Genomic DNA, 11,684 nt, shown 5'->3' on the forward strand with positions numbered 1-11,684 from the left:
ACTGCCGCAAGGATAGATAGTTTTAAGGTATGTCGCAGAACCAAGAATCCCCTCGCCTTCAGGCAGGGGAGTGTCAAAAAAAATAACTCTAGAGGATTGTGCATAAGTGCGACGCTCTCTGGTATTTGTAAAGAGAGTGACATTATCAATTAGGAGCTTTACCTATGCCAGAGATAGCGAAGAACCAATTAAAATCCGACTCCGTGATGAAAACGGGCAAATTCCCTTACACATTTCGCGCAGGCTGGTTTCTGTTGTTGTTAGCCATCAATTTTGTGGTTGCAGCCTATTATTTCCATATCATTGAATAGTTCTGCAAGTTAACTTTTAGCAGACCCTGCTGTTCTCGACCTCAACGTCGGAGAATGGGAGAGAAGGAGAGGGGAGAGGCAGAGAGTTTTGAGTTTTGAGTTGGGGATAATATGACTTCATCCTTCTAACTAATGACTACTGACTTCTTCCCTCTTCCCTTGAACCTCTTCCTTCTGACTAATGACCAATGACCAATGACTAATGACCGAAAGCATCCAGAATACCCGCCACGTGATTCATCCGTGGAAAAATAAAAAATGTGTATCCGATGAAACTTGCCGAACGTATTTATCTCGCGCAAGTCAATGCTTCAATTCTAAAATCTAAAATCTAAAATCTAAAATCTAAAATCGATTGACTTCTCTAGCGATTTCTCGACGCTTCTAGCTTTGACAAGCGCTCTTGAATTTTAATAACATCTTGCTTAGTTTCAATTGCCAAAGTTGCTAAATTGTCAAACATCGGGTCTCCCGACAGCGGTCTAGGATTTGTGCGACCAGAACCGGAAGGGGCAGGAGACTGAGGCCTGTTAACTCTCGAACCTTGGTTCTGCAAGCTGTAGATTTGTCCCCTGAGTTCAGAAATTTGCCTTTCTAATTGAGTAATGCGAAATTCTAATTGGCTTGTGGATTGAGCGGGCGTGACAATTGGCGCAACAGCAATTGCTAAGGCGCAAGCCAGACATAAAAGACAGATTGTTACGGCGCGATGGCGGATATTTTTCGGCATAGCTTTAATAATTTAAATTATACCTGTTCTACGATAACAAATCGCCGAGATTTTTTGCCTCTATCAGAAGTAGGTCTTATGGCAACTAGGAAGGTAGCTATTTTAATATTCGATGATGTGGAGGTACTGGACTTTGCAGGCCCTTTTGAAGTGTTTTCGGTGACATCAGAATTAAGTAAGGGCGAGCGACCTTTTGCAGTCTCTACCGTAGCCGAACATCCCGGTGCTGTCAAAACCCGCAATGGTTTGAGTGTAAATCCCGACTGCACCATTTCCGATTGTCCGCCACCGGATATTTTAATTGTACCGGGAGGACAAGGTACTAGAAAGTTAATCGATAATTCAGCAGTTATTAACTGGATAAAAGATTGTGCCCGAACAGCAGAATTAGTGCTTTCTGTCTGTACGGGTTCGCTGCTTTTGGCAAAAGCTGGTTTGTTGGAAGGTTTGGCAGCAACTACCCACCATCAAGCATTGGATTTATTGAAAGAATTAGCGCCCAACACAACTATTATCGAAAATCAGCGATTTGTAGATAACGGCAAAATCATCACTTCTGGGGGAATTGCTGCGGGAATTGATATGTCTCTGCACGTTGTCGGCAAACTTTTGGGTACAGCACAAGCTCAACAAACAGCAGAGTACATGGAATATAAAATTGGGAATGGGTAATTGGGCATTGGGCATCGGGCATTGGGCATCGGGCATTGGGCATTGTTAATTGTATAATTTGCGCGTTGGGGCGGGTTTTACCAACCATAATTGCCTACAACAAACAATTCGGTAAACCCGCCCCGCCCCACCCATACACTGCCGGATGTGATATCAAGTATCTTCGCCCCAAACTTTTAGTTGTAAATAGACTAATAGCAAAGCTACAGCCATCAGGAAAGTTGCCGCTGCGGCTGCATAGCCAAAATCAAATTGCGAAAAAGCTTGCTCGTAAATATAATAAACTAGCAAATTAGTAGAGTTTAAAGGGCCGCCGCCGGTGATGACGTAAACTTGCTCGAAACTCCGCAGAGTAAAAATAGCAGTAGTGACAGTAGCAAATACTAAAGTCGGCCGCAAACCGGGTAAAGTGATGTACAAAAATTGCTGCCAAGCATTAGCTCCATCCAATTCTGCGGCTTCGTAACGATTTACCGGAATTGCTTGCAATCCTGCTAAAAATACTACCATATTAAAGCCTAATTGTTTCCAAACACTGAGCAGAATGATCACAGGCATTGCCCAAACTGTGCTGCTAAGCCAAGGAATTGGATTTAAGCCGATCGCCATTAACACACTATTCACCGGGCCTTCGGTTTGAAACAACCACCGCCAACCCAGGCCAACTGCAACTAAAGAGGTAATCGAAGGAATAAAATAAGCGGTGCGGAGAGCTCCTCGCCAAGCAAACGAGCGATTTAGCAAAACTGCTAAGCCCAATGGAATCACTAAACTGGGAATGACTGTTGCAGTAGTAAAATAGAGCGTATTTTGGAGGATTTGCCAGAAATCCGGGTTTGTGACTAGACGCCAGTAGTTGTTGAAGCCAATCCAACGCAATCCCGACTGGGTAAAGCTGCCGCTGGTAAAGCTGAGGTAAAATAAATAGGCGATCGGCCAAATCAAAAAAGTACCCAGAAACAGCAAAGCTGGGGCCAGAAAAGTCCAAGCTGCGATCGCATCATTATCCAACCAGTTAAAACGCCCAAATTTAATCTGAACCATTGGCTTGTAAATTTTAGCTTTTAGTTTTAAATGGTATCACAATATAGGTCAATCTAAAAATGAACCTTCTCGATATATTAGCTCATTTACCCACTATAGAAACTGAAAGGCTCCTGCTCCGAAAAATTACCTTAAACGATGCCAGCGATATGTTTGAGTATGCCTCAAATCCCGAAGTATCACAATACACAATGTGGTCAACTCACACCTCGCTCGAAGACACTAAATACTTTCTCAGGTCACTTACAAAAATGTACAAAAGACGAGAGCTTGTAGATTGGGGAATTGTCCACAAAGTCGAGAAAAAGTTTATCGGAACTTGCGGATTTGTCGAATGGAGCATGACGCACAGCCGCGCGGAAATTGGCTACGCACTTTCTAGGAGCTATTGGGGCGAAGGATACATGAGCGAGGCTGTTAATGCAGTGATTGAATTCGGCTTTCGGGAGATGTTGCTGAATCGAATTATGGCTCGATGTGAAGTTAACAATATTGCTTCCGCGCGGGTGATGGAAAAAGTGGGGATGCAATTGGAAGGGGTATTGCGACAGCACCTATTTGTGAAAGACAGATATTGGGATCTAAAACTTTATTCGATTCTCAGGGAAGAGTTTTTTGAGAATATTGTAGAATAGGGTTGAATCAGTAAGTCAATCAATTTTAGATTTTAGATTTTAGATTTTAGATTTTAGAATTGAAGCATTGACCTCACGGATAAATTCGGGGGCTGGTTTATCGGATACAGGTTTTTTATTTCTCCGTCCTGAGTCTGCTTTCGGAATGAATCCGGAGGCTTGTATCCTGGATGCTTTCGGTCAGGGAAAAAAAATAATATACTTAGGACTTACGCAATATCTCCATGTAGAGTGCGCCGAAACAAACCTTACCCTTTACCTCTATAGTAGAATACGAGTGAATAGTTTTTATCTTTATGACCAAGAATTTCTTCATGTGGTACCCGCCACGTGATTTATCCGTGGAATCAATCCAAAATCTAAAATCTAAAATCCTCACGCCCCGAATTTATCTCGCGCAAGTCAATCCAAAATCTAAAATCTAAAATCTAAAATCGAATGACCGCTAATCCAGTATATGTTAATTCCAATGCCTGCCTGATTTCTCCTGAGATTGGCAAAAGTGCGCTCGCTCCGGCTCATCCTCCATTAAAATTAGGAGTTTTAGCATCAGGAAGCGGCAGCAACTTCGAGGTAATTGCCCAAGCCATCCAAAACAAAGAGATCAACGCTAAAATCCCAGTATTAATTTACAACAACCCAGAAGCAAAAGCCGCAGCCAGAGCAGAAAAATACGGCATTCCCTCCATTCTGCTCAATCACCGCGACTGCAAAAGTCGCGAAGAATTAGATACAAAAATTGTCAAAACTTTTCAAGAATATGATGTAGAATGGGTAGTGATGGCTGGTTGGATGCGAATTGTTACCGAAGTTTTATTTGATGCTTTTCCCGATCGCGTTATTAACATTCACCCCAGCTTACTGCCGAGTTTCCCAGGAATTCGCGCCGTCGAGCAAGCACTGGCCGCTAAGGTTAAAATCACCGGATGTACAGTGCATATTGCCCGTTTGGAAGTAGACAGCGGGCCGATTTTAATGCAGGCTGCGGTGCCCGTATTGCCTGATGATACCGCAGAAACGCTGCACGCGAGAATTCAGGTGCAAGAGCACAAGATTATGCTCGGTGCGATCGCACTTATTGCCGAATCTAATCAAAAATATTGTGACTAAAAACCTTACCAGTGCCGCATCTATCCCCAAATTGCCCGTGGGCGAATCACCCGAAACAGGCCCGCCGCTGACTCCGCCCAAAAACGGAGAGTTGCGAATGACTTACAGCATATTCCATTTATATGTGGTACACATAATCTGATGGCCCGCTGTTTGGTGCGTCGCCACCCGTCAATCTGTAAGTTACAGCACTTTCCAGGTAAGTGAAGTACAGAGAAACCGGGTTTCTTGAATAAAACCGGTTTCTGGCGAGAAATCCAGAAGAAACCCGGTTTCTGGGGTGTACTTTATAAACCTGGAATCCGCTATATATCCAATATCTCGTAGCGACGCACCATACAGATTAAAAGCACACAATTAAGGTTTCTACTGTACTTCATAAACCACCGAATATGCTGTAAGTGCTGCAAAGATCAAAATTTTAGAGTCTTGTTCTAGGTTCCCGATTCAATGCGAGAGTCAATCTAAAATCTAAAATCTAAAATCTAAAATCGAATGATAGACTCGAATCGCCTGAAATTAATTCTGAAAGAAAGGCTGAAAAAGAGCATCGGCATCAAGGGAGAATTCTATCTGCCTTGCTTGCCATCGATGCTAGATGACTATCTTAAATTAATCTCAGACTTCTTAAACATCCTCGGACAAAACATCGACGCTGCCCAAGCTGAAAACTTGCGAACATTAATCGCCAACGCCTTAGCAGAAGGATTCAAAAATTCCCCCCACGCTAATCTCATAGTCTCATATTTTCCCGCCAATTCCCAAAGCGGTTTAGCAGGCGGCATTACTCTGAATACCAAGATTCAAATCGAATCAATGGCCCAGAAATATCATAGCTGGCCGGATATTCGCCCCGAACCTTTATTCGGCAGCCATCCCGATGCCAAAGTCATCGCCATTGCCGCCGAATTAGGCGAACCGGGAAAAGCACCTATTTTAGATGTCGGTGCGGGCCCAGGGCGCAATAGTTTGCCTTTAGCAAGGTTAGGTCATTCCGTGGATGCGATCGAACTAACACCGATATTTGCCGAGAAACTATCAGCAGCAGCCACCGCCGAAAACTTGCCGATAAATGTCACCCAAGGCGACGTTTTAGACCCATTATTGAGGATGAAAACTTATCGTTACAAATTAGCCATTGCTACCGAAGTTCTCTCTCACTTCCGCTACCCCGAACAAATTCGTCTTTTCCTGGGCAAAATGTCCGATGCTGTTTTAAGTGGCGGGTTTATCTTATTCAGTGCTTTCTTAGCTGTAGATGGGTACGAACCCGACGAGATAGCAAAACAAATGTCTGAATTGTGTTGGTCTTATCTGATTACCAGAGAAGAATTGCAAGCAGCAATCGAGGGTTTGCCGTTAGAAATTATTTCCGATGAATCTGTGATTGAATACGAACAAAAACATTTGCCTGACTCTGCGTGGCCGCCGACACCTTGGTTTGTCAGTTGGGCTAGCGGGCGCGATTTATTTCCTGTGCAAGAAACACCGCCGTTAGAGTTGCGGTGGATACTTGTTAAACGCTTGTAGAGAGTTAGTATGGTGCGTCAATCGATTTTAGATTTTAGATTTTAGATTTTAGATTTTAGATTTTAGATTTTAGAATCGAAGCATTGACCCCACGGATAAATTCGGGGGTTCCTTTATCGGATACAGGTTTTTTATTTCTGGACGGATGAATCCAGGGGCTTGTATCCTGGATGCTTTCGGTCACAATATAGTTTATCGATGATTGATAAAATAACGTGGTCTAACTCAGATATTGCACCATTCTTAAGAACAGGCAAGATGCCTGTTCCACACAGATGGAGTTTTCTTCTTGTGGGGAGTAGGGGTTGGGCATCCTGCCCGCCTGCAAAAGGCTAGTTGAGAATGGTGGAACATCTCAGATATAACCCACCATACAACAAATTTTAGCGGTTAAAAACCTAAGCCTCCACCTCGGATGCCCGCAATTGTCCGCAGGCTGCATCTGCTTCTAAGCCGCGAGAATACCGCACGCTAACTGCAATTTTCTTTTCCTTCAAAGTCGCAACGAAACTGTTAATTCGATTGGGAGTAGGTCGCTTATATTCAGCTTCCTGAATCGGATTGTAAGGAATCAAATTGACGTGACACTGAAAACCGCGCAAGTGAGTTGCTAACTCGGCTGCGTGTTCCGGCAAGTCATTCACACCTGCTAAAAGTACGTATTCAAAACTTAATCTGCGTCCAGTCGATCGCACATATTCCCGACATTCGGCGATTAACTCACCCAAAGGATAAGGGCGGGCGCTAGGAATTAACTCTTCGCGCAATCTTTGATTGGAAGCGTGGAGGCTGACGGCGAGGGTAACTTGCAGTTGATGTTCGGCTAGTTGGCTGATGCGATTGCGAATTCCTACTGTAGAAATGGTGATGTTTCGCTGTCCAATTCCTACATCTTGATTCAAACACTTGACAGCAGCTACAACATTATCGAAATTCAGCAGGGGTTCGCCCATTCCCATAAATACGATGTGGCTGACTCGGCGGCCAAAATCTTGCTGTACAGTCAAGACTTGATCGACGATTTCGTTTACTTCTAAATTGCGCTTGAAACCGCCTTTTCCGGTAGCGCAAAAGTCGCATCCCATCGCGCAGCCAACTTGGGCTGAGACGCACACAGTCAGCCGTTTATCGGTGGGAATGCCTACGGTTTCAATGATTTGACCGTCTGCCAATTTTAAGAGATACTTTACCGTGGCGTCTGGTGCGACCGATCGATAGTGAATGGTCGATCGCCCGATCGGGATTTTAGCAACAGTCTCGCGCCACTGCTTCGAGAATACAGAAATGTCAGAGATCGATCGCGCACCTCTCTCATAAATCCACTGGTACAACTGCTTTCCCCGATAAGCAGGCTGCCCGTTTTGCTGCACCCACTCCGTTAACTCAGCCAAACTCGCCCCCAACAGAGGTGGAATTTTACCCGACTCAACAGCCAAAGCAGCAGTCTTGCGAGACTGATTCGCACCCTTGGAATTACCAGAAGAGTACACCTGAGAAACGGAAGTAGGAGACATAGGTCATTAGAAAATTTAAAGCCATCCTCCATATTAAAACTTCTCGACCAAAACTGCCGTTAATCCTCAAAAAGGCACTTATGTAAAAGGCAGAAGGCGGAATCTCGATCCCCCTAAATCCCCCTTAAGAAGGGGGACTTTAAGAATAATCCGGTTCCCCCCCTTAAAAAAAGGGGGTTAGGGGGCTCTTATTGTGGATTCACAAAAAAACTCTAGACAGCAATCTTCCAAATCAAGAATTCAGTTAATATTTGGTAAAATTCTCCAAATATTGCGTGTAAATGACCGCCGCCACCTAAAATAAACTCTGGAGTTTGTTAAAGGGTATGCAAATTTGACAGCTTTCCATCACAATTAATGCAAATTTTATGGTGTTAAATATTCTTGCGCTGCCTTTAGCGTTTCAATTTACATCGCCGGGCCCAATTATCTTTCAACTTGGCCCCGCAGCCATTCGCTGGTACGGGCTGTTGATAGCTTCTGCCGTCTTGATTGGGGTCAGTCTCTCCCAATACTTGGCCGAAAAGCGCCGCGTCAACCCGGAATTGCTGGGTGATTTGGCAATTTGGCTGGTTTTGGGCGCTATTCCCTGCGCTCGAATTTATTACGTGGCTTTCGAGTGGCCGCAATACGCCCAGAGGCCTGAAGATATTATTGCGATTTGGAAAGGCGGAATTGCCATTCACGGGGCGATTTTGGGGGGCACGATCGCAGCTTTAATTTTTGCAAAAATCCAGCGAGTTTCTTTTTGGCAATTGGCAGATTTAATCGCGCCTTCGGCAATTCTCGGTCAGGCGATCGGACGCTGGGGAAATTTCTTTAACTCCGAAGCTTTTGGCAGTCCTACGGATTTGCCTTGGAAACTCTATATTCCGCCAAACAGCCGCCCGCCAGCCTACGCTAATTTTGAATATTTCCACCCCACATTTCTATACGAATCCTTATGGAATTTGGCAGTATTTGGGTTACTTCTGAGTTTGTTTTTCCGCGATTTGCAGGGCAAAATTCGTTTGAAAATTGGTGCTTTGTTTTTGGTTTATATCGCAGCTTACAGTTCCGGTAGAGTCTGGATTGAAGGGTTGCGGACTGATAGTTTGATGTTCGGGCCGCTGCGGACGGCACAGATGGTAAGCTTGACTGGGATTGTTTTAGGGTTGGGCGGGTTAGCTTGGCTTTATTTGCTCGATCGACCTTTACCCGATGTTGTCTCCCCGAATAGCGATCGGGCAAAGATCGCTCACAAATCCCCAGAGGATCAATAAAAAACCCCAGAGAGGTTAGTCTCTAGGGTTCAAAACCAGGGTGCATCTACCATCTATTACTTCCAACCAAAATAGGTACATCCGGAAGCGTCCGTAAATTTAGCAAATTTTTTAGCAGCCATGAGTTTGACAGAGATTGAAGCCCTAATTCCAGGGGTATACATTGTAGGTGCAGGCCCGGGAGACCCGGATTTGTTGACTGTTAAGGCTCAAAAATTACTGGCTGCAGCCGATGTCATATTATTTGCTGATTCGCTAGTCCCAGAGCAAATTTTGCAGGGGGTGCGCGCAGATGCTGAAGCGATCCAAACTGCGGATAAGACCCTCGAAGAGATTGTACCTTTGATGGTGGAGCGAGTGCGCGACGGAAAAAGCGTCGTCCGCCTCCATTCCGGCGATCCCTGTCTCTACGGGGCTGTGGGCGAACAAATGCAAGCTTTGGCCTCAGAGGGAATTGCTTTTGAGGTAATTCCGGGAATTAGCGCTTTCCAACTTGCGGCGGCTAAACTTAAAATTGAGTTGACAGTTCCGGGAATTGTGCAGACAATTATTTTGACCAGAATTAGCGGTCGAACCGAAGTACCAGATCGCGAAGAATTGGCGAGTTTAGCGGCTCATCAAGCGAGTTTGTGCCTGTATTTGAGCGCCCGCCATGTCGAACAAGCTCAAGCTAAATTGATGGAACATTACCCATCTGATTTGCCTGTAGCGATTTGTTATCGGTTGGGCTGGCCCGATGAAAAAATTGTGCTAGTTCCCCTTGACAAAATGGCCGTTGCTACGCGCGAAAATAATTTGATCAGAACGACAATGTATGTTATTAGTCCGGCGTTGGGAAAATCGGCAGAAGGGCGATCGCGCTTGTACCATCCAGAGCACGATCGGCTGTTCCGACCATCGAAGGAATAAGCAAGAAGGCACGACACGGATTTTGACACGGATACACGGATAGCTGTTTTTTTCCTTCTGACTTCTGACTTCAATATCCCAATAACCAATAACCAATAACCAATAACCAATGAAAGACTTAACTCGCAGACAATTTATCGCTGTCACCGCATTAAGCGCCGGATTTGCCTTAGCAGTTCATCCTATTGCGGCTGCCGTTATCAATACCGATGCTGCTGGTTTAATAGCAGGTGAGGTGAAAATTCCGGTAAAAGAAGGCTCAATTCCAGCCTACAGAGCAATGCCTGCTACTGGTAACAATTTCCCCGTGGTTCTAGTAATTCAAGAAATCTTCGGAGTTCACGCCCACATTCAAGATATTTGCCGCCGTTTTGCCAAATTAGGTTATTTAGCGATCGCCCCAGAAATGTTTGCCCGTCAAGGTGATGTTTCTAAAATGACCGACATTCAAGAAATTAGGAGTAAAGTTGTCTCGAAAGTTCCTGACGAGCAAGTTATGTCCGATTTAGATGCAACCGTAGAGTGGGCACAAAAATCAGGAAAAGGCAATATTAATAAGTTGGGAATTACAGGATTTTGCTGGGGTGGCAGAATTGTTTGGCTGTACTCTTCCCATAACCCGAAAGTCAAAGCTGGAGTGGCTTGGTACGGGCGTTTGGTTGGCGATTCTACGGCTTTAACTCCCAAACAGCCGATCGACATTGCAGCAACTTTGAAAGTGCCTGTATTGGGGCTTTACGGTGGCAAAGACGAGGGAATTCCCAACGATACAGTAGAGAAAATGCAGGAAGTTCTCAAAACTGGTAGCAGCGGTTCCGAAATTGTGCTTTATCCAGATGCGCCCCACGCTTTTAACGCTGACTATCGCCCCAGTTACCGGGAAAAAGAAGCTAAGGATGCTTGGAAACGGATGCAAGATTGGTTTAAAAAGTATGGAGTTTCTTGATAGTTTTGAGTTGTTAATTTTCACTTAAAACTGGTGTCAAGTTTGGGATCGAAAAAGGCAATATTAGCGAATAGCCCTTAAGACAGGTGGGTTTGTGGGCCCGACATTGGTAAACTGAGCGGTGTAGAATTATCGATCGAACAGGTAAGCCCGTGCTAGACGAACAAGCTAAAAAGACCATCTTGCGGAAAATCCCTCACGGATTGTACATCTGCGGTGTCAAAGACGGGGAGGAAGTCAACGGTTTCACCGCTAGCTGGGTGATGCAATCTTCTTTTACCCCTCCCTTAGTTGTCAACTGCGTCAAGCAAGACTCCAAATCCCACGCCATGATCAAAGCCAGCGGTGTCTTTGCTTTGAGTTTCCTAGAAGCAGGGCAAAAAGAGTTAGCCCAGAAATTCTTCAAGCAGCAGCGCCGCGTTGGCAATAAATTTGAGGATGTAGAATTTTATCCCGGCGCGGAAACTGGTTGTCCGATTATCTCGGATTCTCTGGGTTACATCGAGTGCAAAGTTGTCGGCGCTGTGGAACACGGGGATCACACGGTTTATGTGGGAGAAGTTTTGGCAGCCGGCGTCCACCGAGAGGGGAATCCGTTGCTGCTAGAAAGCACCGGTTGGAATTACGGCGGCTAAAGACTTGGCAGTTGCTAGTTTCGCACTCCATCTCAGAAACCGGGTTTCTACGAGTTTTGGCGATGAATAACGAGAAATCTTCGTAGAAACCCGGTTTCTCGCCCCTGCGCTCAATCTCAGAAACCGGGTTTGTATAAGTTTTTGCGCTAAGTTTGTAGGGTGCGTCGCTTGCTATATCTTGGATAGAAATTGCAGATGTTTGATGGCGACGCACCTTACACTTGATATCGGCCGCGATCGTGTTTACCACATATACATGGAATATGCTGTATACCCAGAAACCCGGTTTCTAGTCTCTGCGTGTAGTTAAGGATCGCGAATTAAATAACTTACAATTTTAATTGTTATTGTGGGATGGGCGTCCCGCCCGTCCTTTTTGGACGGGC

General features: G+C 45.0%; 13 protein-coding genes. 10 read left to right on the top strand and 3 right to left on the bottom strand.

Features of this window, described 5'->3' with window-relative positions; all coding sequences use genetic code 11:
* Positions 1-164 precede the first annotated feature (164 nt).
* Entirely contained in the window at positions 165-311 is a 147-nt protein-coding gene (locus QUA88_RS28185; protein WP_333212667.1) for a photosystem I protein PsaX, read from the top strand.
* Between the two features lie 364 nt (positions 312-675).
* Here QUA88_RS28185 and QUA88_RS28190 read toward each other — a convergent pair whose 3' ends face one another.
* Positions 676-1,041, bottom strand: coding sequence for a hypothetical protein (locus tag QUA88_RS28190; protein ID WP_333056824.1), 366 nt, complete (start codon positions 1,039-1,041; stop codon positions 676-678).
* 78 nt (positions 1,042-1,119) lie between these two features.
* On the opposite strand from QUA88_RS28190, the gene QUA88_RS28195 reads away from it, so the two are divergent.
* Positions 1,120-1,713 carry a DJ-1/PfpI family protein gene (locus tag QUA88_RS28195; RefSeq protein ID WP_333056825.1) on the top strand — a complete coding sequence of 198 codons (594 nt, stop codon included), beginning with the start codon at positions 1,120-1,122 and terminating at the stop codon, positions 1,711-1,713.
* Between the two features lie 153 nt (positions 1,714-1,866).
* On the opposite strand, the gene QUA88_RS28200 is transcribed toward QUA88_RS28195, so the two are convergent.
* Complete coding sequence (locus QUA88_RS28200; RefSeq protein WP_333056827.1) at positions 1,867-2,757, bottom strand: sugar ABC transporter permease; 891 nt, start codon at positions 2,755-2,757, stop codon at positions 1,867-1,869.
* Between the two features lie 59 nt (positions 2,758-2,816).
* On the opposite strand from QUA88_RS28200, the gene QUA88_RS28205 reads away from it, so the two are divergent.
* From QUA88_RS28205 to QUA88_RS28220, 4 genes are all read left to right on the top strand, one after another.
* A complete protein-coding gene (locus QUA88_RS28205) occupies positions 2,817-3,392 on the top strand; it encodes a GNAT family protein (protein WP_333234221.1) in 576 nt (191 codons plus the stop codon).
* 438 nt (positions 3,393-3,830) lie between these two features.
* Entirely contained in the window at positions 3,831-4,502 is a 672-nt protein-coding gene (gene purN / locus QUA88_RS28210) for a phosphoribosylglycinamide formyltransferase (protein WP_333275034.1), read from the top strand.
* Positions 4,495-4,644, top strand: a complete 150-nt coding sequence (locus QUA88_RS28215) for a hypothetical protein (RefSeq protein WP_333056830.1) — start codon at positions 4,495-4,497, stop codon at positions 4,642-4,644. Before purN ends, QUA88_RS28215 begins: the two co-directional genes overlap by 8 nt.
* A 353-nt stretch (positions 4,645-4,997) precedes the next feature.
* On the top strand, positions 4,998-6,032 hold the full coding sequence (locus QUA88_RS28220; RefSeq protein ID WP_333275037.1) for a class I SAM-dependent methyltransferase: 1,035 nt from the start codon (positions 4,998-5,000) through the stop codon (positions 6,030-6,032).
* A 398-nt stretch (positions 6,033-6,430) separates the two neighbouring features.
* Here the strand turns inward: QUA88_RS28220 and rlmN are convergent, their stop codons facing one another.
* Entirely contained in the window at positions 6,431-7,546 is a 1,116-nt protein-coding gene (rlmN, locus tag QUA88_RS28225) for a 23S rRNA (adenine(2503)-C(2))-methyltransferase RlmN (RefSeq protein WP_333056833.1), read from the bottom strand.
* A gap of 368 nt (positions 7,547-7,914) precedes the next feature.
* Between rlmN and lgt the strand changes: the two genes are divergently transcribed.
* From lgt to QUA88_RS28245, 4 genes are all read left to right on the top strand, one after another.
* Positions 7,915-8,808, top strand: a complete 894-nt coding sequence (gene lgt / locus QUA88_RS28230; RefSeq protein WP_333056834.1) for a prolipoprotein diacylglyceryl transferase — start codon at positions 7,915-7,917, stop codon at positions 8,806-8,808.
* Positions 8,809-8,928: 120 nt separating this feature from the next.
* The gene (cobM, locus tag QUA88_RS28235) at positions 8,929-9,717 is read left to right on the top strand and encodes a precorrin-4 C(11)-methyltransferase (RefSeq protein WP_333275040.1); all 789 of its coding nucleotides are present in this window, start codon (positions 8,929-8,931) and stop codon (positions 9,715-9,717) included.
* A 109-nt stretch (positions 9,718-9,826) separates the two neighbouring features.
* On the top strand, positions 9,827-10,663 hold the full coding sequence (locus tag QUA88_RS28240; protein ID WP_333056839.1) for a dienelactone hydrolase family protein: 837 nt from the start codon (positions 9,827-9,829) through the stop codon (positions 10,661-10,663).
* Between the two features lie 152 nt (positions 10,664-10,815).
* On the top strand, positions 10,816-11,298 hold the full coding sequence (locus QUA88_RS28245) for a flavin reductase family protein (RefSeq protein ID WP_333056840.1): 483 nt from the start codon (positions 10,816-10,818) through the stop codon (positions 11,296-11,298).
* Positions 11,299-11,684: the final 386 nt, after the last annotated feature.

It is taken from the genome of Microcoleus sp. D3_18_C2 (assembly GCF_036702395.1).
Taxonomy (GTDB): domain Bacteria; phylum Cyanobacteriota; class Cyanobacteriia; order Cyanobacteriales; family Microcoleaceae; genus Microcoleus.

Bases quoted from the DNA above. Each gene is read 5' to 3' on its own strand.
- QUA88_RS28185 (WP_333212667.1), top strand. From the start codon at position 165: ATGCCAGAGATAGCGAAGAACCAATTAAAATCCGACTCCGTGATGAAA.
- QUA88_RS28190 (WP_333056824.1), bottom strand. From the start codon at position 1,041: ATGCCGAAAAATATCCGCCATCGCGCCGTAACAATCTGTCTTTTATGT.
- QUA88_RS28195 (WP_333056825.1), top strand. From the start codon at position 1,120: ATGGCAACTAGGAAGGTAGCTATTTTAATATTCGATGATGTGGAGGTA.
- QUA88_RS28200 (WP_333056827.1), bottom strand. From the start codon at position 2,757: ATGGTTCAGATTAAATTTGGGCGTTTTAACTGGTTGGATAATGATGCG.
- QUA88_RS28205 (WP_333234221.1), top strand. From the start codon at position 2,817: ATGAACCTTCTCGATATATTAGCTCATTTACCCACTATAGAAACTGAA.
- purN (WP_333275034.1), top strand. From the start codon at position 3,831: ATGACCGCTAATCCAGTATATGTTAATTCCAATGCCTGCCTGATTTCT.
- QUA88_RS28220 (WP_333275037.1), top strand. From the start codon at position 4,998: ATGATAGACTCGAATCGCCTGAAATTAATTCTGAAAGAAAGGCTGAAA.
- rlmN (WP_333056833.1), bottom strand. From the start codon at position 7,546: ATGTCTCCTACTTCCGTTTCTCAGGTGTACTCTTCTGGTAATTCCAAG.
- lgt (WP_333056834.1), top strand. From the start codon at position 7,915: ATGGTGTTAAATATTCTTGCGCTGCCTTTAGCGTTTCAATTTACATCG.
- cobM (WP_333275040.1), top strand. From the start codon at position 8,929: ATGAGTTTGACAGAGATTGAAGCCCTAATTCCAGGGGTATACATTGTA.
- QUA88_RS28240 (WP_333056839.1), top strand. From the start codon at position 9,827: ATGAAAGACTTAACTCGCAGACAATTTATCGCTGTCACCGCATTAAGC.